Annotated in this window: 15 protein-coding genes; 11 read left to right on the top strand and 4 right to left on the bottom strand. The window is 73.3% G+C overall.

Annotated features, from left to right (window positions below):
- Positions 1 to 140: 140 nt before the first annotated feature.
- Positions 141 to 1,151: a 2-alkyl-3-oxoalkanoate reductase gene (oleD, locus tag LUTJ29_RS0108125; RefSeq protein ID WP_027072085.1), complete on the bottom strand. Its 1,011-nt coding sequence runs from the start codon at positions 1,149 to 1,151 to the stop codon at positions 141 to 143.
- On the bottom strand, positions 1,148 to 2,830 hold the full coding sequence (oleC, locus tag LUTJ29_RS0108120) for an olefin beta-lactone synthetase (protein WP_051322866.1): 1,683 nt from the start codon (positions 2,828 to 2,830) through the stop codon (positions 1,148 to 1,150). The genes oleD and oleC overlap by 4 nt, the downstream gene beginning before the upstream one ends.
- A 113-nt stretch (positions 2,831 to 2,943) precedes the next feature.
- On the opposite strand from oleC, the gene LUTJ29_RS0108115 reads away from it, so the two are divergent.
- A complete protein-coding gene (locus tag LUTJ29_RS0108115) occupies positions 2,944 to 3,375 on the top strand; it encodes a YkgJ family cysteine cluster protein (protein WP_232221176.1) in 432 nt (143 codons plus the stop codon).
- 2 nt (positions 3,376 to 3,377) lie between these two features.
- Here LUTJ29_RS0108115 and LUTJ29_RS0108110 read toward each other — a convergent pair whose 3' ends face one another.
- Positions 3,378 to 4,280: an alpha/beta fold hydrolase gene (locus LUTJ29_RS0108110; protein ID WP_027072082.1), complete on the bottom strand. Its 903-nt coding sequence runs from the start codon at positions 4,278 to 4,280 to the stop codon at positions 3,378 to 3,380.
- A gap of 225 nt (positions 4,281 to 4,505) precedes the next feature.
- On the opposite strand from LUTJ29_RS0108110, the gene LUTJ29_RS18060 reads away from it, so the two are divergent.
- On the top strand, positions 4,506 to 4,982 hold the full coding sequence (locus LUTJ29_RS18060) for a biliverdin-producing heme oxygenase (protein WP_027072081.1): 477 nt from the start codon (positions 4,506 to 4,508) through the stop codon (positions 4,980 to 4,982).
- A complete protein-coding gene (locus LUTJ29_RS16745) occupies positions 4,979 to 6,697 on the top strand; it encodes a GAF domain-containing protein (RefSeq protein ID WP_051322842.1) in 1,719 nt (572 codons plus the stop codon). The genes LUTJ29_RS18060 and LUTJ29_RS16745 overlap by 4 nt, the downstream gene beginning before the upstream one ends.
- 100 nt (positions 6,698 to 6,797) lie before the next feature.
- Here LUTJ29_RS16745 and LUTJ29_RS0108095 read toward each other — a convergent pair whose 3' ends face one another.
- Positions 6,798 to 7,784, bottom strand: coding sequence for an NAD(P)-dependent oxidoreductase (locus LUTJ29_RS0108095; RefSeq protein ID WP_027072080.1), 987 nt, complete (start codon positions 7,782 to 7,784; stop codon positions 6,798 to 6,800).
- A 92-nt stretch (positions 7,785 to 7,876) separates the two neighbouring features.
- On the opposite strand from LUTJ29_RS0108095, the gene LUTJ29_RS0108090 reads away from it, so the two are divergent.
- The 8 genes from LUTJ29_RS0108090 to LUTJ29_RS0108055 all read left to right on the top strand — a co-directional run bounded on the left by LUTJ29_RS0108090 (position 7,877) and on the right by LUTJ29_RS0108055 (position 18,263).
- Complete coding sequence (locus tag LUTJ29_RS0108090; RefSeq protein WP_027072079.1) at positions 7,877 to 8,452, top strand: ANTAR domain-containing protein; 576 nt, start codon at positions 7,877 to 7,879, stop codon at positions 8,450 to 8,452.
- Positions 8,449 to 9,525, top strand: a complete 1,077-nt coding sequence (locus tag LUTJ29_RS0108085; RefSeq protein ID WP_027072078.1) for a CmpA/NrtA family ABC transporter substrate-binding protein — start codon at positions 8,449 to 8,451, stop codon at positions 9,523 to 9,525. The genes LUTJ29_RS0108090 and LUTJ29_RS0108085 overlap by 4 nt, the downstream gene beginning before the upstream one ends.
- 515 nt (positions 9,526 to 10,040) lie before the next feature.
- A complete protein-coding gene (locus LUTJ29_RS0108080) occupies positions 10,041 to 11,210 on the top strand; it encodes a nitrate/nitrite transporter (RefSeq protein ID WP_027072077.1) in 1,170 nt (389 codons plus the stop codon).
- 41 nt (positions 11,211 to 11,251) lie between these two features.
- Positions 11,252 to 12,079, top strand: coding sequence for a formate/nitrite transporter family protein (locus LUTJ29_RS0108075; RefSeq protein WP_027072076.1), 828 nt, complete (start codon positions 11,252 to 11,254; stop codon positions 12,077 to 12,079).
- A gap of 70 nt (positions 12,080 to 12,149) precedes the next feature.
- Positions 12,150 to 12,641: a GNAT family N-acetyltransferase gene (locus LUTJ29_RS0108070; protein WP_043740854.1), complete on the top strand. Its 492-nt coding sequence runs from the start codon at positions 12,150 to 12,152 to the stop codon at positions 12,639 to 12,641.
- Positions 12,638 to 15,112, top strand: a complete 2,475-nt coding sequence (gene nirB, locus LUTJ29_RS0108065) for a nitrite reductase large subunit NirB (RefSeq protein ID WP_043740852.1) — start codon at positions 12,638 to 12,640, stop codon at positions 15,110 to 15,112. Before LUTJ29_RS0108070 ends, nirB begins: the two co-directional genes overlap by 4 nt.
- Positions 15,109 to 15,498: a nitrite reductase small subunit NirD gene (nirD, locus tag LUTJ29_RS0108060; RefSeq protein ID WP_027072073.1), complete on the top strand. Its 390-nt coding sequence runs from the start codon at positions 15,109 to 15,111 to the stop codon at positions 15,496 to 15,498. The genes nirB and nirD overlap by 4 nt, the downstream gene beginning before the upstream one ends.
- Positions 15,498 to 18,263 carry a nitrate reductase gene (locus tag LUTJ29_RS0108055; RefSeq protein WP_027072072.1) on the top strand — a complete coding sequence of 922 codons (2,766 nt, stop codon included), beginning with the start codon at positions 15,498 to 15,500 and terminating at the stop codon, positions 18,261 to 18,263. Before nirD ends, LUTJ29_RS0108055 begins: the two co-directional genes overlap by 1 nt.
- Positions 18,264 to 18,272 lie beyond the last annotated feature (9 nt).

Genomic DNA, 18,272 nt, shown 5'->3' with positions numbered 1-18,272 from the left:
CAGGCGGGACGCTACGCACCGCGCGGTCGTGGGCCGGTGAGCGTGGGGTGAGTCCGTCGTGAAGGCGCGGCGCGCCTGGGAATCAACGCGCCCGCGCGGGATGCTCACGCCGCCCTGACGTGCCGTGGGCAGGCTGCCGTTCAGCCGCGCCAGGCGGCGCGCAGCCGTTCCAGCCCTTCGGCGATCGGGACCTTCGGCACGTAGCCGAAATCGCGCCGCGCCGGCTCCATCGAGTACCAGTGGGTGGTGCTGAGCTGCTCGGCGAGGAAGCGCGTCATCGGCGGCTCGCCGCGCAGCCGCAGCAGCGGCCACAGCGCTTCGCACAGGCCGCCGATCGCGTAGGCGACCGGGAACGGGATCGCGCCCTCGACCCGCGGCGCGCCGGCGGCCTCGAGCAGCGCGTTGACGATCTCGCGCGTGGGCCTGGGCTCGCCGTTGCTGATGAAGTAGGCGCGGCCCGCGCACGCCGCGCCCGGCGCGAGGTGCTCGAACGCATCGAAGTGCGCCTGCGCGGCGTTGTCGATGTAGGTGGTGTCGATGCGGTTGCGGCCGTCGCCGACGAAGCGCAGGCGTCCGGCCTTCGCGCGTTCGACCAGGCGCGGCAGGATCTGCTGGTCGCCCGGGCCCCAGATCAGGCGCGGGCGCAGCGCGACCGTCGCCAGGCGCGCGCCGCCGGCCAGCTCGCCGCCGTTCGCCGCCAGCACTTCCTTTTCCGCGATGGTCTTGGTCGCCGCGTAGGGCGCCTTGAAGCCCTCGCCATAGGGCACGGTGTCGGCGGTCCCGCCTTCGACCGGATGCGTGCGCCGGTGGGTCACGCTCGGCGTGGAGGTGTAGACCAGGCGTCCGATCCCCAGCGCGCGGCAGGCAGCCAGCACGTTCCGGGTACCGACCACGTTGGCCTGGAAATAGCCGTCGTAACTGCCCCAGGCGCCGGCCTTGGCGGCGTTGTGGAAGATGGCTTCGGCGCCGCGCGCGGCCTCGAGCACCGCCTGCGCGTCGGCGAGGTCGCCTCGCACCTGGCGCACCCCCAGCGCATCGAGCGCGGGGTAGTGTCCGCGGTTGAAGCTCACCACCTCGTGGCCGCGTTCGACCAGGCCGCGGCACAGGGCCTGGCCGAGGAAACCGCCGCCGCCGGTCACCAGGATCCTCATCGCGCGCCTCCCAGTCGTTGGCCTGCCCACGCGGCCAGCTTCTCGCGGCCGATCTTGGCATTGTGGCGGATGTCCACCGGGAAGCGCGGATGGAACAGGAAGGCGTCGATGCGCGCGGTGTGCGGATAACGCGCGCCGGTCGCGCGCAGCTCGCGCTCGATGCGTGCGTGCTCGCCCGCGGGCACGCCGGCATTGGCCTCGACGCACAGCACCGCGCGCTGCGCGCCCGGCGCGCCGATGCCGACCAGCGCGGTGCGGCGCACGTCCGGATGGACGTTGAACACCGGCTCGACCTGCTCGGTGTACAGCGGCCCGTCGGCGGTCTCGACCCGCTGCGACTTGCGTCCACAGAACCACAGCCGGCCGTCGACATCGAACCAGCCCACGTCGCCCATGCGATGCACGATGCGCTCCGAACCGTCCGCCAGGCGCTCGCGGATCTTCGCCAGCGCGGTCTGCGCCTCGCGGTTGAAGTAGGCGTCGGTGGCGGTGGGACCGGCCACGGTGATCTCGCCCACTTCGCCCGGTGCGACGAGCAGGTCATCGGACCACTCCGCGACCGGGTCGTCGCCGATGCGGATGATGCGCACCTCGTTCGGCGGCACCGGGCGGCCGACGCAGGTGCCGGCGCCCTGTTCGGTGCGCTCGCGCAGCGACAGCAGCTCGCGGCCCTCGATCACTGCCACCGGCAGGCATTCGGTGGCGCCGTAGGGCGTCCAGAACCGCGCGTCCCCGGGCAGCAGTTCCAGCATCCGCGCCACCACCTCCGGCGGCACCGGCGCGCCGGCCGACGTCACGCGCCGCAGCGTGGGCAGCGGCGCGCCATGGTCGGCCAGCACCCGCATCAGCGCCGGCGAACCGAACAGCTGGTCGGCGCCGAAGCGGGCGATCGCCGCGTGCAGCTTGCGCGGGTCGGCCGCGGCAGGGCGGGTGGGATCCATGTCGGGGATGATCGAGGTCAGCCCCAGCGCGGGATCGAACAGCGCGAACGGCGGGAAGGTCGGGAAATCGACGCCGCCCGGTGCGATCCCGAACGCGTCGCGCAGCATCCCGACCTGGGCGACGAAGTGGCGATGGCGGTAGACCACGCCCTTGGGCACGCCGGTCGAGCCGCTGGTGAACAGGATCGCGGCGACGTCGTCCGGCCTGGTGTCGGCCGGCGGCGGCGCGGCGCCCGTACCCTCGCGCTCGACCCGGGCCAGCGTGGCATCGGCGAGCAGCGCCCAGCGCCCGGTCGTCACCCGCACCCGCGCCGACTTCGCCCAGCCCAGCAGCACCCGCGCCAACTGCGCCAGCGGGATGCCGATGAAGGCCTCGGGCCTGGCCTCGTCCAGGCACTGCCGCAGCGCGCGCCGGTCGATGCCCGGATCCACCAGCACCGGCACCGCGCCGGCCTTGAACAGGGCGAACATCAGCAGGAAGAACTCCGGCGTCGGCCGCACCATCAGCACCGTGCGGGTGCCGCGCACGATCCCGCGCCGGGCCAGGCCCGCGGCGATCGCGTCACTGCGGGCGTCGAGTTCGCCATAGGTGAGCGTCTGGCCGTAGCGCCCGTCGCGACCCGGGCAGCGCATCGCCACGCGGTCGGGCGCCTGCGCGACCAGGCGCGGCAGGGCGGCGGCGATGTTGCATGGGGCGGCGGGCGCGGCGGGCGTGCCCGCGCTCGGATCCTGGGCCATGGCGGCGTCCGGGTCGGCGGAGACCGCCATTATCGCCCGCCGGCCCTGCCCCCTTGCGCGCGCCCGGACGCGCCGGGAAAAATCGCGCACCGCCCGATCCGCCCGTTCCACCCGTGCACCCCTGCCTGTCCTGCGGCGCCTGCTGCACGCGCTACCGCGTCGCGTTCCACTGGCTCGAATCCGACGAGGCCACCGAAGGTGGCGTCCCGGCCGCATTGGCCGAACGCCTCGACGCGCACCGCCTGTGCATGCGCGGCACCCGCAGCGAGCCGGTGCGCTGCATCGCCCTGGACGCGCGCATCGGCGAGTACTCGCGCTGCACGATCCACCCGCGGCGGCCGTCGGTGTGCCGCGAGGTGGAGGCCTCCTGGGAATCCGGCCGGCCCAGCCACCAGTGCGACCAGGCCCGGATCGCGCATGGCCTGGCGCCGCTCACCGCCGCCGACTGGCGCTGGCGCGACGCGGCCGGCAACGACGATGACGGCCGCCCCGACGACAACGGCGATCCGCCTCCGGCGCCGCGGCTGCCGCCGATCGCGGCCTGAACTCAGAGCGGGTGGCGGTCGAGGAAGCCGCGGATCGCCGGTACCAGCACCTCGTGCCGGTCCTCGAGCACGTAGTGGCCGGCGTCCTCGAAGGCGTGCACCTCGGCCTGCGGCCAGTCGCTCCGGAAACGGGCGAGGAAATCGCGGTCGAACACGAAGTCCTTCAGCCCCCAGCCGATGAAGGCGGGGCGGTCGGCATACTCGCGCAGGCGCTGGCCCGAAGCTTCCACCAGCGGCCAGGCGCGGTCGCCCGGGCGCAGCGGGATGTCCTGCATGAAGCGCACGGTGGCGATGCGGTTGGCCCAGCTGTCGTAGGGCGCGACGTAGGCGCGGCGCACCTCGCGCGGCATGCGCCGCTCCACGCCCAGCCACGAGGCGCCCGCCGAGAATGCGTTGAAGCCGCGGATCACCAGTTCGCCGATGTTGTAGTCGCGTCCCAGCGCGATCTGCCACGGCACCGGCTTGCCGGCCGGCATCGGGAAGGCCGCGGTGTTGAGCACCACCAGGCGCCGCACCCGCGGCATGCGTTCGAGCGCCCAGCCGAAGCCGATCATCCCGCCCCAGTCGTGCACCGCCAGGGTCAGCGGGCCGTCGATGCCCAGGTGCTCGAGCAGCGCCTGCAGGTCGTCCACCCGCGACTGCAGGGTGTAGTCGTAGCGCGGCAGCGCGTCGCGGTCGTCGTCGGGCTTGTCCGACAGGCCCATGCCGACGTGGTCGGGCACCACCACCCGGTAGCGGTCGCGCAGCCCGCGCACCAGGTGCCGCCAGTAATAGCTCCACGAGGGATTGCCATGCAGCGCCAGCACCACCTCGCCATCGCGCGGACCCTCGTCCAGGTAGTGCATCCGGATCCCCGGCCGCACTTCGAAACGGTGGCTGGCGAAGTCGTAGTCGGGGAAGGACACGGGCGCGTACGCGGGAACGGGGTGCGCATTGTAGCCGGCTCACCAGGCTGAACCCGGCCGCCGCCTGCCGCGCCGGAGAACCTGTACCCTAGGCGGATCGAGGGGAATGCTTCCAGCATCCGCCAACCGCCCCGGAACGGTGACGCAGCGCCGTGCCTGCGCGCGCACCTGCGCGCCGCCACGGCCGACCTTCACGCGCGCGTCGATGCGCTGTTCCCGCGCGGGTTGGACACGGTCGATGCCTACCGCCGCTACCTGCTCGGCATGCACCGCTTCGCCGTGGACTATGAATGCGCCACCGGCGCGCTGCCGCGCCGGTCGGCGTGGCTGGCCGGCGACCTCGCCGCGCTGTCGCTGCCGCCGCTGCCGGCGGAAGGACGTTGCGTCCCGGTCGCGGGCCACGCCGCGCGGCTGGGCTGGCACTACGTGATGGCCGGCAGCAGCCTCGGCGCGCGCAGGCTGCTGCGCGACGCGCGCCGGCTCGGCTTCGGGCCGGGCCGGGGCGCGGACTTCCTCGCCCGCCACGCCGAAGGCGGCGACTGGGACGCCCTGCTCGCGCAACTGCGCGAACAGGAGGCCGGCGATGACGCGCGACGCGCCGGGGCGGTGGCCGGGGCGCGCGATGCCTTCGCCCTCGTGTACACATGTTTCGAGCGCGACTTCGACCGCATCCCCATGCCATTGCCAGAGGACTGTCGATGAACCCGGAACTCGAACGCGCCCTGCAGGCCTGCGCCAGCGAGCCGATCCACCTGTCCGGCGCGATCCAGCCGCATGGCTACCTGGTCAGCTGCCGGCTGCCGGACTGGACCATCACCAACGTCTCGGCGAACGTCGAGGAACTCACCGGGGCAGCGCCGGAGGCGATGCTGCGCCGCTCGCTGCGCGAGTTCATCACCGACGACGTGATCCAGGCGATCGCCGAGACCATCGGCTTCAGCGACCCGGGCGCCCCCGCACAGCGCGCGGCGGTGGCGAACATCGGCCCGTCGGCGAAGCTGTGCGAGGTCAGCGTGCACGCCGCCGAAGGCCTGGTCCACATCGAGATCGAGCCGCACGTGCACGGCGCCGGCGACCGTTCGCCCACGCTGGTGGCGCAGGCGATGATCGCGCGCATCGCCCAGGGCCTCGACGAGGCGGGCTTCCACGAGCGCGTGGCCGAGCAGGTGCGCAAGCTCACCGGCTACGACCGGGTGATGGTGTACCGCTTCCGCCACGACGACTCGGGCGAGGTGGTGGCCGAATCGCGCGAACCGGACATGCCCTCCTACCTCGGCCTGCGCTATCCGGCCTCGGACATCCCGCCGCAGGCGCGCCGGCTGTACCTGCACAGCCGGATCCGGGTGATTCCCGACGCGCGCTACCGCCCGGTGCCGATCCTGCCCGACCGCAATCCCGGCGGCGGTCCGCTTGACCTGAGTCAGCTCTCGCTGCGCAGCGTCTCGCCGGTGCACCTGGAGTACCTGGCGAACATGGGCGTGGCCGCGTCGATGTCGATCTCGATCGTCGCCGGCGGCCGGCTGTGGGGCCTGATCGCCTGCCACCACCGCACGCCGCGGCCGGTGCCCGCGGGCATCCGCGCCGCGGCCGACCTGTTCGGCCTGTTCGTCTCGATGCGCGTGGCCGCGCGCGAACAGCAGGAGGCGGCGCGGCTCGAGGAGGAGGCGCGCGGCGTGCGCGACACGCTCGCCCAGCGCCTGTCCGCCGCCAGCGATCCGCGCCTGGCGCTGCCGGCCGAGCTGGAACTGCTGCAGCGCGCAGTCCCGGCCGACGGCGTGGTGCTGCTGCAGTCCGGCCACTGGCACGCGGCCGGCCGTTGCCCGCCGCCGGAGCGCATGCCCGACCTGCTCGCCTGGCTGCGGCGCGCGGCCACGCCCGGCGCGCCCGTGGCCACCGACCGCTGCGACGACTGGAGCCCTGGCCGCGAGGCCGCCGGCGGCGTCGCCGGCGTGCTGGCGTTGCCACTCGATCCGGCGCGCGACGAATGGCTGCTGTTCTTCCGCCGCGAGCAGGTCGAGGAGGTGCGCTGGGCCGGGCGCCCCGACCAGCCGATGGAGCTCGGCGACGACGGCCAGCGCCTCGGGCCGCGCCGCAGCTTCGAGGCCTGGACCGAGACCGTGCGCGGCACCAGCGCGCCGTGGAGCGACGCCGACCTGCGCATCGCCTCGCGCCTGGGCCTGGCGCTGCGCGAGTTCCACCAGCGCGGCGGCGGGCAGGCGGAGGCGCGCGAACTGCGCGGCCGCCGCAACCCGCTCGACGTGCGCGGGCACCGCGAGCGCCTGCTGCGGCTGTCGGAACTGCTCGACAGCCTGGTGCACGTCGATCCCGACACGGCCAGCGCGCTGGCCGAGCGCATCGCGCAGTTGGAAGACGAACTGCGCCAGCTGATCACCTCGGGGGATGCCGTCGCGGAGTGAGGGCATTGCGCGCGGCGATCCGTGCGCGGACCGCGCCGCATGGCGCGGGGATTGCACGGAAGACGGGTTCGCAGCGACCCGGTCGCGGCTGAAGCCGCTCCTACGGGCGGGTGGTGATGCCGGGGAGGACTTCGCACGGCCACGGCGCGTCGGCCAGCGCGGCCGCGACGGCGTTCCAGGGCGATTCGCGGAAACCGTCGCCCGGACGCAGCCAGACGACGTGGCGGCCGGCATCGGCATGGTCGCGCACGCACGCGGCCGCGGCCCGTGGATCGTCCGGTGCGGTGTCGCGCGGCGCATCCTTGCGCGCGAGCGCCAGCACCTGCGGCGCCACGCCCGCGTCCACCAGCAGCACGTCGGCCAGGTTCATCGCACGCAGTGCGGCCATGGTCAGTTGGCCCGGATCGCCCGGGCCGCTGCCCACGAGGCTGGCGCGGCCTGCGTGCGGGATGTCGTCGGCCCGGTCCAGCTGGCGGGCGAACGCGCGCCGTGCGTCCTCGACCCGGCCCGCGCGCAGCAGCGCCGGCACCGGTCCGTCGATCACCGCGTCGAACCAGCGCCGGCGCCGCCCCAGGTCGGGCAGGCGCGCGCGGATCAGTTCGCGGTGCGCGGCGAACAGCCCGGCCAGCTCGCCCAGCGCCGGATCGAGCCCGGTTTCCAGCCGCTCGCGCAGGCGCCGCGCCAGCATCGGCGCCGCGCCACCCGAGGAGATCGCCAGCTGCAGCGGCGCGCGTTCGACCACCGCGGGCACCTGGAAGCTGGACAGCGCGGCGTCGTCCACCACGTTCACCAGACGCCGGCGCACGGTGGCCTCGGCCGCGATCCCGGCATTGAAGCGGGCGTCGTCGGTGGCGACGACCACCAGCCAGGCGGTCTCGATCCAGCCCGGGTCGAAGTCGCCGTCGAGGCGCTCCAGCCGGCCCCGGGCGACCTGCAGCGCCAGCTCCGGGTGCAGTTCGCGGGCGTGGATCCGGACCCGCGCCCCCGCGTGCAGCAGGGCCTCCACCTTGCGCAGCGCGACCTCCCCCCCGCCCACCACGAGGACCTCGCGACCGGCCAGGTCGGCGAACAGCGGATAGAGCGGCATCGTCGGCCTCCTTGGCAAACCGCGTCGCGAGCGATTATGTTGCGGGGCAACATAACCCAACCCGTCCACGCCGCCAGCGAGGCGCCCCGGGCATGCCGCGCATCCTCCTCATCAGCGATACGGCCAAGCCGATCGGCGACCTGCGCGCCGCGCTGGAGGAGAGCGGCCACGAAGTGGTGGACGTGGTCGCCGACGTCGGCGCGCTGCTGCACGCGGTCCAGGCGCATCGGCCCGACGTGGTGATGCTCGACGTCGACTCGCCCTCGCGCGACGCGCTCGAACAGCTGGCGATGCTGCACCGGCACGCGCCGCGCCCGGTGGTGATGTTCTCCGCGGACGACGATGAGCAGCTGATCCGCGCCGCGGTCGGCGCCGGCGTCGCCGCCTACGTGGTCGATGGCCTGTCGCCATCGCGGCTGCGCCCGATCATCCAGGTGGCGCTGGCGCGCTTCGAGCAGGAGGTGCACCTGCGCCAGCAGCTCGAAGGCGTGCAGCAGCAGCTGCACGACCGGAAACTGATCGAGCAGGCCAAGGGACTGCTGATGGAGAAACGCGGAATGAGCGAGCGCGATGCGTACGCCGCCCTGCGCCAGCAGGCGATGCGGCAGAACCTGAAGCTGGTCGACGTGGCGCGCCGCATCCTGTCGATGGCGGAGCTGCTCGGATGAGTCGCCTCGCCGGCCCGCCGCGGACCCTGCGCATCGGCTACATGCCGCTGGTGGACTGCGCGCCGCTGGTGGTCGCGGTGCGCCTGGGCCTGGACCGCCGCTACGGGCTGCGCCTGGAGCTGCAGCGCCAGGCCTCGTGGGCGGCGGTGCGCGACCGCCTGATCTCGGGCGAGATCGACGCCACCCACGCGCTCGCGGGCATGGTGTACGGCATCGACACGGGCATCGGCGGCCCGTGCGAGCCGATGGCGGTGCTGATGGTGCTCAATCACAACGGCCAGGCCATCGTGCTCGCGCCGGAACCGGCGCGGCGCCTGCGCGAAGGCGCGTCCCTGCGCGAGGCCCTGGAGGTGCCGCGCCAGCGGCCCCGCCTGGCCCATACCTTCCCCACCGGCACCCACGCGATGTGGCTGTACTACTGGCTGGCGGCGCAGGACGTCGATCCGCTGCACGAGATCGAGGCCGTGACCCTGCCGCCGCCGCAGATGCCCGGCGCCCTGGCCGGCGGCGAACTGCTCGGCTACAGCGTCGGCGAGCCGTGGGCGGCGCAGGCCGAGGTCCAGGGCATCGGCGCGCGGGTGATCCGCAGCGGCGAGCTGTGGCCCGGCCATCCGGAGAAGGTGCTGGCCTGCCGGCGCGGGTTTGCCGCGCTCGAGCCCGACACCGTCACCGCCCTCACCGCCGCCGTGCTCGAGGCTTGCCGCTGGCTGGACGAAAGCGCCGACCACCGTGCGCGCGCCGCCCACTGGCTGGCCGCGGACGGCGCCATCGACCTGCCGGTCGAGGTGCTGGTCGAATGCCTGCTCCTGCCGGAGGGCGACCAGCGCACCACCCGCCTGCGCTTCCATGGCGACGGCGAGGTCAACTTCCCCTGGCTCTCCGACGGGCGCTGGTTCCTGCACCAGTTCCGGCGCTGGGGATGGCTGTCGCCCGATGCGATGGGCGACGACGCACGCCTGGCCGAACTGCACCGGCTCGACAGCTACCGCCTGGCCGCACTGCAGGCCGGCGTGCCCCTGCCGCGCGGCGACACGCGGCGCAGCGTGCTGTTCGACGGGATGCGCTGGGAGTAGTGGGGCGCCACCGTGCGCGCTCCGGGGCTGGGGGCGCACGGACCTCATTTGCACCGTATGGGTGCATTAGGCGCACCATCGTGGCGCACATCCGTGGCTCGATTCCCCATTGCGGGGCATTTCCGGCAGGACATGCGCCCGGACCCTCGCACGCCTGCCGGCGTCGCCCGGCCGCGGCAGGTGCCTGATCCGGCTCGCTTTTTCAGAGCGGGACCGGGGGCAGCCCGGTCCTGCAACGTCCTCCGGCGCCGACTTGGCACGCGTGTTGCGACGCAATAAACGCCGGACGCAATGCCGCGCCGGCACCACTTCAAGGCAATCCGGGGCCAACGGCGGCTCCGGGGTGCGGACAACGGCGTCATTCCGGCCACCCCCTCCGGTCGGATGGCGCCTTTTTTGTTTGGGCCCTTCCCTCCCCGCGGCCGTCGCGGGACGCGGCTCCAGGCCGCGGCGGCCGCTCTCCCACGGAGAGTGCGATGAACCGTTCGTTCTGGCAGGCCGGACACACCCCGACGCTGATCGCGGCCTTCCTCTACTTCGACCTGAGCTTCATGGTCTGGTACCTGCTCGGCCCGATGCAGGTGCAGATCGCCGGCGTGCTGGGGCTCGACACCCAGCAGCGGGCGCTGATGGTGGCGGTCCCGATCCTGTGCGGCGCCGTCCTGCGCCTGTTCCTCGGCCTGCTCGCCGACCGCATCGGCGCGCGCCGCACCGGCCTGCTCGCGCAGGCGCTGGTGATCGCCTCGCTCGCCACCGCCTGGTGGCTGGGCGTGCACAGCTTCGCCCAGGCGCTGGCGCTGGGGGGGATGCTGGGCGTGGCCGGCGCCTCGTTCGCGGTCGCGCTGCCGCTGGCTTCGCGCTGGTATCCGCCCGAGCACCAGGGCACGGCGATGGGCATCGCCGGCGCCGGCAACTCGGGCACGGTGCTCGCCGCGCTGTTCGCGCCGGCGCTGGCGGCGGCGTTCGGCTTCCGCAATGTGTTCGGCCTGGCCTGCCTGCCGCTGCTGGTGGTGCTGGTGGTGTTCGCGCTGTGCGCGAAGGACGCGCCGGTGCCGGTGGCGCGCAAGCGCATGGGCGACTACGCGCGGGTGCTGGTCGGCAACCGCGACTCGTGGTGGTTCATGTTCTTCTACGCGATCACCTTCGGCGGCTTCGCCGGCTTCGCCAGCGCCCTGCCCGGCTACTTCCACGACCAGTTCGGCTTCGCGCCCGAGGTCGCCGGCTGGGCGACCGCGGCCTGCGTGCTGGCCGGCTCGGCGATGCGGCCGATCGGCGGCGTGATCGCCGACCGCATCGGCGGCACCCGCACCCTGCAGATGGTGTACGTGGCGGTGACCGCACTCGTCGCCGGCGCCGCGCTGGGCATGGGCGGTCCGGTCGCAACGGTGGCCCTGTTCGTGGTCACCCTGCTGTGCCTGGGCGCCGGCAACGGCGCGGTGTTCCAGCTCGTGCCGCAGCGCTTCGGCGGCGACATCGGGCTGATGACCGGGCTGATCGGCATGGCCGGCGGCGTGGGCGGATTCCTGCTCGCGGCCGGCATGGGCGTGGTCAAGCAGCAGTCGGGCTCCTACGCGCCCGGCCTGTGGACCTTCGCCGCGATCGCGCTGGCCGCTTCCGTGTGCCTGGTCGGGGTCAAGCAACGCTGGCGCGTTGGCTGGGCCCGGCTCGGCGCCGCGCGCGTCTAGCGGCGCTTTCCTCCCCTTCCCCTCCAACGCAGGTCGACGCCATGAGCTACGTGAGCCCCTCCGAACTGGCCGCGAAGATGATCGACGCGGGCGAAAGCAAGATCCACATGTCCACCCGCGACACGGTGATCCGCGCCTACATGGCCGGCGCCATCCTCGCGCTCGCCGCCGCGTTCGCGGTCACCGTCACCGTGCAGACCGGGCAGCCGCTGCTGGGCGCGATGCTGTTCCCGGTCGGCTTCTGCATCCTCTACCTGCTCGGCTTCGACCTGCTCACCGGCGTGTTCACGCTGTGCCCGCTGGCGGTGATCGACCGCCGCCCCGGCTGCACCTGGGCCGGCGTGCTGCGCAACTGGGGCCTGGTGTTCGCCGGCAACTTCGCCGGCGCGATCACCGTGGCGGTGTTCATGGCGGTGATCGTGACCTACGGCTTCAGCACCGCGCCGGACGCGATCGGCGAGCGCCTCGGCCACATCGGCGAATCGCGCACGCTGGGCTACGCCGCCCACGGCGCGGCGGGAATGCTGACCCTGTTCGTGCGCGGCGTGCTGTGCAACTGGATGGTCTCGACCGGCGTGGTCGGGGCGATGGTGTCCTCGCACGTGTCGGGCAAGGTCATCGCGATGTGGATGCCGATCATGGTGTTCTTCTACATGGGCTTCGAGCATTCCATCGTCAACATGTTCCTGTTCCCGGCCGGCCTGATGCTGGGCGGGCAGTTCTCGCTCGGCGACTACCTGGCCTGGAACGAGATCCCGACCGTGGTCGGCAACCTGGTCGGCGGGCTGACCTTCGTCGGCCTGACGATGTACGCCACCCACGCGCGCACGGCGCGGCGGGTGCGCGGCGCGGAGGCCGGCGGTGCCTGAGTTCCCCGCATCCACGCCCGCGGCGCCGGCGGCAGGCATCGCCACCGGCGTGGCCGTCGCCGCCGGGACGATGCCGCGGATCGTGCGCGACCCGCTGACCGGCCCGGAGATCGCCGCCCTGTTGCGCGAGCACCTGGAGCAGATGCGCCGCATCTCTCCGCCCGAAAGCGTGCACGCGCTCGACCTCGCGCGCCTGCGCGCGCCGGGGATCGCGTTCTGGAGCGCCTGGGACGGCGACCGCCTGCTCGGCTGCGCCGCGCTGCGCGAACTCGATCCCGTCCACGGCGAGGTGAAATCGATGCGCACCGTGCCGGCGGCGCGCCGGCGCGGCGTGGCGGCGGCGCTGCTCGACACGGTCGTCGCCGAGGCCCGCCGCCGCGGCTACCGGCGGCTGAGCCTGGAGACCGGCAGCCAGCCGGAGTTCGCGCCCGCGCGGGCCCTGTACGCGCGCTTCGGCTTCACGCCCTGCGGCCCGTTCGGCGACTACCGCCCCGATCCCTGCAGCACCTTCATGACCCGCGCGCTCGACGGCGCGCACGAATGCGACGAGGCAACACGATGAAACAGCCACGGCTGGTGGTGGTGGGCAACGGCATGGCCGGCATCCGCACCCTCGAGGAGCTGCTGAAGCTGGCGCCCGGGATGTACGACATCACCGTGTTCGGCGCCGAGCCGTACCCGAACTACAACCGGATCCTGCTCTCGCCGGTGCTGGCGGGCGAGCAGGACTTCGACGACATCGTCCTCAACCCGCTGTCCTGGTACGCGGACAACGGCATCACCCTGCACCTGGGCAAGCAGGTCACGCGCATCGACCGCGCGCGCCGCCGGGTGCTGGCGGCGGACGGCACCGAAGCCGGCTACGACCGCCTGCTGCTGGCCACCGGCTCGCTGCCGTTCATCCTCCCGATCCCGGGCAAGGACCTGAAGGGCGTCATCGGCTACCGCGACATCGACGACACCCGCACCATGATCGAGGCCGCGAAGGTGAAGCGGCGCGCGGTGGTGATCGGCGGCGGCCTGCTCGGGCTGGAGGCGGCCAACGGCCTGATGCTGCGCGGCATGGAGGTGACCGTCGTGCACCTGGCCGGCTGGCTGCTCGAGCGCCAGCTCGATCCGGTGGCCGGCGCGATGCTGCAGGCGTCGCTGGAGGCGCGCGGGCTGCAGTTCCGCCTCGACACCTCGACCAGCGCGATCGTCGGCAACGAGGCCGGCGAGGTCGCGGCGGTGCGGTTCTCCAACGGCGACGAGATCCCGGCCGACCTGGTGGTGATGGCCGCCGGCATCCGCCCCAACACCGCGCTGGCGCAGGAGGCCGGCATCCACTGCAACCGCGGCATCGTGGTCAACGATTCGCTGCAGACCTACGATCCGCGCGTGTATGCCGTGGGCGAATGCGCCTCGCACCGCGGCGTCGCCTACGGCCTGGTCGCGCCGCTGTTCGAGCAGGCCAAGGTCTGCGCCAACCACCTGGCCACTTTCGGCATCGGCATCTACCGCGGATCCACGGTCTCGACCAAGCTCAAGGTCACCGGCATCGACCTGTTCTCCGCCGGCGACTTCATGGGCGGCGACGGCGCCGAGGAGATCGTGCTCAGCGACCCTGGCGCCGGGCTGTACCGGAAACTCGTGATCCGCGACGACCGCCTGGTCGGCGCGTGCCTGTACGGCGACACCAGCGACGGCGCCTGGTACTTCAAGCAGATCAAGGACGGCACCGCGATCGGCGAACGCCGCGACACCCTCGCCTTCGGCGAACTGGCGATGGGCGAATCCGGCACCGCCGGCCAGGACCGGGCCGCGGCCATGGCCGACGCCGACGAGGTCTGCGGCTGCAACGGCGTGTGCAAGGGCACGATCGTCAAGGCGGTGCGCGAGCAGGGCCTGTTCACCGTCGACGAGGTCAAGAAACACACCAAGGCGGCGAGTTCCTGCGGCTCGTGCACCGGCCTGGTCGAGCAGATCCTGATGAACTGCCTGGGCTCGAACTTCCAGGAGACGCCGAAGACCAAGGCCATCTGCGGCTGCACCGACCGCACCCACGGCGAGGTCCGCCAGGCGATCCGCGAGCATCGCCTGGTCAGCCACGCCCAGGCCTACGCCTTCATGGAATGGCGTACGCCCAACGGCTGCGCCACCTGCCGCCCGGCGATCAACTACTACATGCTCTCGACCTGGCCGCGCGAGGCGATCGACGACCCCCAGAGCCGCTTCATCAACGAGCGCGCCCACGCCAACATCCAGAAGGACGGCACCTTCTCGGTGGTGCCGCAGATGAAGGGCGGCGTGACCAGTCCGTCGGAGCTGCGCCGCATCGCCGACGTGGCCGAGAAGTACAAGGTGCGCATGGTCAAGGTCACCGGCGGCCAGCGCATCGACCTGCTGGGAGTGAAGAAGGAGGACCTGGTCGATGTCTGGCGCGACCTGGGCATGAAGTCCGGCCACGCCTACGGCAAGTCGATCCGCACGGTGAAGACCTGCGTGGGCAGCGAGTTCTGCCGCTTCGGCACCCAGGACAGCACCCGGATGGGGATCGAACTGGAAACGATGCTGGCCAACATGTGGAGCCCGCACAAGGTCAAGCTCGCGGTCTCCGGTTGCCCGCGCAACTGCGCCGAGAGCGGGATCAAGGACGTGGGCATCATCGCCGTGGATTCGGGCTGGGAGATCCACGTCGGCGGCAATGGCGGCATCCGCACCGAGGTCGCGCGCTTCCTGTGCAAGGTACGCACGCCGGAGGAAGTGAAGGAATACACCGGCGCCTTCCTGCAGCTCTACCGCGAGGAGGCGTACTACCTCGACCGCACGGTGCACTACATCGAGCGCGTGGGCCTGGACTACATCCGGCGCAAGGTGGTCGAGGACGCCGACAACCGCCGCGCGCTCTACGAGCGGCTGCTGTTCGCGCTCGAGGGCCTGCCCGATCCCTGGGCCGAGCGCGTGGCCGGCGCGCAGGCGCGCGAGTACGCGCCGCTCGCCGTGGGCCCGGCCGCGCCGCCGGCGCGCGCCATCGCCGTGACCCTGGAGGACTGAGCATGGACCGGATCGACGCCTGGCTGCGGGTGTGCGCGATCGAGGAGATCCCGGTGCTCGGCGCACGCGTGCTGCGGCGCGGGGACGGCGACGACATCGCCCTGTTCCGTCCCGCGCCCGACCGCGTGTTCGCGCTCGCCGACCGCTGTCCCCACAAGGGCGGGCCGCTGTCGCAGGGGATCGTGGCCGGCGACACCGTGACCTGCCCGCTGCACGGCTGGAACATCCAGCTCGACAGCGGCCAGGCCTGCGCCCCGGACGTGGGCTGCGCGCGGCGCTACCCGGTGCAGCTGCGCGACGGCCACGTGTGGCTGTCGCTGTTCGCGCTGGCCGGGGAGGAAGCGCACGCGGCGTCCGCCGCGCCTGCGCCGGAGGCCACGGCCTGATGGATGGCGGCGCGCCCGGTCCGGTGCGCGGGCGCACGGTGCGCTCGACCTGTTGCTACTGCGGCGTCGGCTGCGGCGTGCTGGTGCACGGCGCCCGCGACGCCGACGGCCGCGAGCGCATCACCGGCGTCGAGGGCGACCCGGCGCATCCGGCCAACGCCGGGCGGCTGTGCAGCAAGGGCCTGGCGCTGGCCGACAGCGCGCGCAGCCTCCAGGGCCGGCTGCTGCATCCGCAGCTGCGCGGCGACCGCGCCCAGCCGCGCAGGCGCGTGGACTGGGGCCTGGCGCTGGACACCGTGGCCGAGCGGCTGTCGCGCATCGTCGAGCGCCACGGCCCCGATGCGGTGGCGTTCTACCTCTCCGGCCAGCTGCTGACCGAGGACTACCATGTCTTCAACAAGCTGGCGAAGGGCCTGCTGCGCACCGCCAACATCGACACCAACTCGCGCCTGTGCATGTCCGCGGCGGTCACCGCGTACAGGCTCGCCTTCGGCGCCGACGGCCCGCCGGCCTGCTACGAGGACCTCGAACTGGCGAAGACGGTGCTCTTCGCCGGCAGCAACGCCGCGTACGCGCACCCGGTGCTGTTCCGCCGGCTCGAGGCGGCGAAGGCGCGCGACCCCGGCGTGCGCTGGATCGTGGTCGATCCGCGCCGCACCGACACCGCGGCCATGGCCGACCTGCACCTGCAGGTCCAGCCCGGCACCGACGTCGCCCTGTTCAACGGCATGCTCCACCACCTGGTGTGGGAAGGGCTGCTGGACGCGGACTTCATCGAAGCGCATACCACCGGCTTCCCCGAACTCAAGCGCCTGCTGCGCGAGTACACGCCGCGCATGGCGGCGGAGATCTGCGGCATCCGCGCCGAGGACCTGGTGACCGCGGCGGAATGGTTCGGGCGCAGCCCGGCGGCGCTGTCGCTGTACTGCATGGGCCTGAACCAGTCCGTGCACGGCACCGACAAGAACCTCGCCCTCATCCACCTGCACCTGGCCACCGGCCAGGTCGGGCGCCCGGGCGCGGGGCCGTTCTCGCTCACCGGGCAGCCCAACGCCATGGGCGGGCGCGAGGTCGGCGGCATGGCCACGATGCTGGCCGCGCACCGCGACCTGGACGACTCCGCGCACCGCGCCGAGGTCGAGGCGCTGTGGCAGCTGGCGCCCGGCACCCTCCCCGACCGCCCCGGGCTGGCCGCGGTGGAACTGTTCGAGGCGCTGCGCGCGGGACGGATCAAGGCGGTGTGGATCGCCTGCACCAACCCGGCCCATTCGATGCCCGACCTCGGCCTGGTGCGCGAGGCGCTGCAGCGCGCGGAGTTCGTGGTGGTGCAGGACGCCTTCGCCGGCACCGACACCGTGTCCTTCGCCGACGTGCTGCTGCCGGCCGCGACCTGGGGCGAGAAGGACGGCACGGTCACCAATTCCGAGCGCCGCATCTCGCGCGTGCGCGCGGCCGTCGCGCGGCCGGGCGAGGCGCGCCCGGACTGGTGGATCGCGCGCGAGGTCGCGCTGCGGCTCGAGGCACGCCTGGCCGCGCCGGGCGCCGCGCCGCTGTTCACCGCCGCCACGCCCGCGGCGCTGTTCGACGAGCATCGCGCGCTCACCGTCGGCCGCGACCTCGACATCGGCGGGCTCGACTACGCGGTGCTCGAACGCGACGGTCCGCAGCAATGGCCGTTCCCCGCCGGCGCCGCGCGCGGACAGGCCAGACGCTACGGCGACGGCGTGTTCGCCACGCCCGACGGACGCGCCCGCTTCCACCCCACGCCCTACCGGCCCGTGGCCGAACCGGTGTCGGCGCGCTATCCGCTGCGCCTGCTCACCGGTCGCCTGCGCGACCAGTGGCACGGCATGTCGCGCACCGGCCGGGTCCCGCACCTGTTCGCGCACTGTCCCGAGCCGGCGCTGCGCATGCATCCCGACGACGCCGCGCGGCGCGGCCTGCAGGCGGGCGAGCTGGTGCGCGTGGCCAGCAAGCGCGGCGCGCTGGTGCTGCCGCTGGAGCTGTCGGACGAAGTGGCCTCCGGCACCGTGTTCGCGGCGATGCACTGGAGTGGGCAGCACCTGTCGTGCGGCGGCGTCAACGAGGTCAGCCTGCCCGCGGTCGATGCGCGCTCGCGCCAGCCCGAGCTCAAGCACGCGGCGGTGCGGGTGGAGAAGGCGGCGTTCGGCTGGCACCTGCTGGCCGCGCGCCGCGGCGATGCGCTCGCGCTGCACGCGGCGCTGCAGCCGCTGCTGCGCGACTGCGGCTATGCGGGGCTGGCGCTGCATCCCTGCGCCGAAAGTACCGGCGACGGCCGAGCCTGGATGGTGCTGCGCGCGGCGGCCGCCGAGCCGATGCCCGCGGCGTGGATGCAGCGGCTGGAGGATGCGTTGGACCTCGGCACCGGACCGGACACGCTCGAGTACCGCGACGCGCGACGCGGCCTGCTGCGGCGCGTGGCCTGGCGCGAAGATGACGGCAGCTCGCGGATCGAAGGCGTGCTGTGGGCCGACGCGCGACCCGGCGGCGATGCCCTGCTGCAGGCCGCCCTTGCCGACCGCCCCTGGACCGGCCCGCGCCTGGCCGCGTTCTCGTCCACGGCCACCGTGGCCCGCGACCCGATGGTCTGCGTCTGCCGCCAGGTCAGCGAGTCCCAGATCCGCGCCGCGGTGCGCGACGGCGCCGACCTCGCCGCGCTGCGCACGCGCCTTGGCTGCGGCACGGTCTGCGGCTCCTGCACCCCCCAGCTGCTGCGCCTGGTCGCCGAACCCGTCCGCGCATGACCCCGCCCC

Source organism: Luteimonas sp. J29 (assembly GCF_000472505.1).
GTDB lineage: Bacteria > Pseudomonadota > Gammaproteobacteria > Xanthomonadales > Xanthomonadaceae > Luteimonas.
Note: the sequence above shows the minus strand (reverse complement) of the source record. Positions and strands in the feature narration are given on the sequence as shown.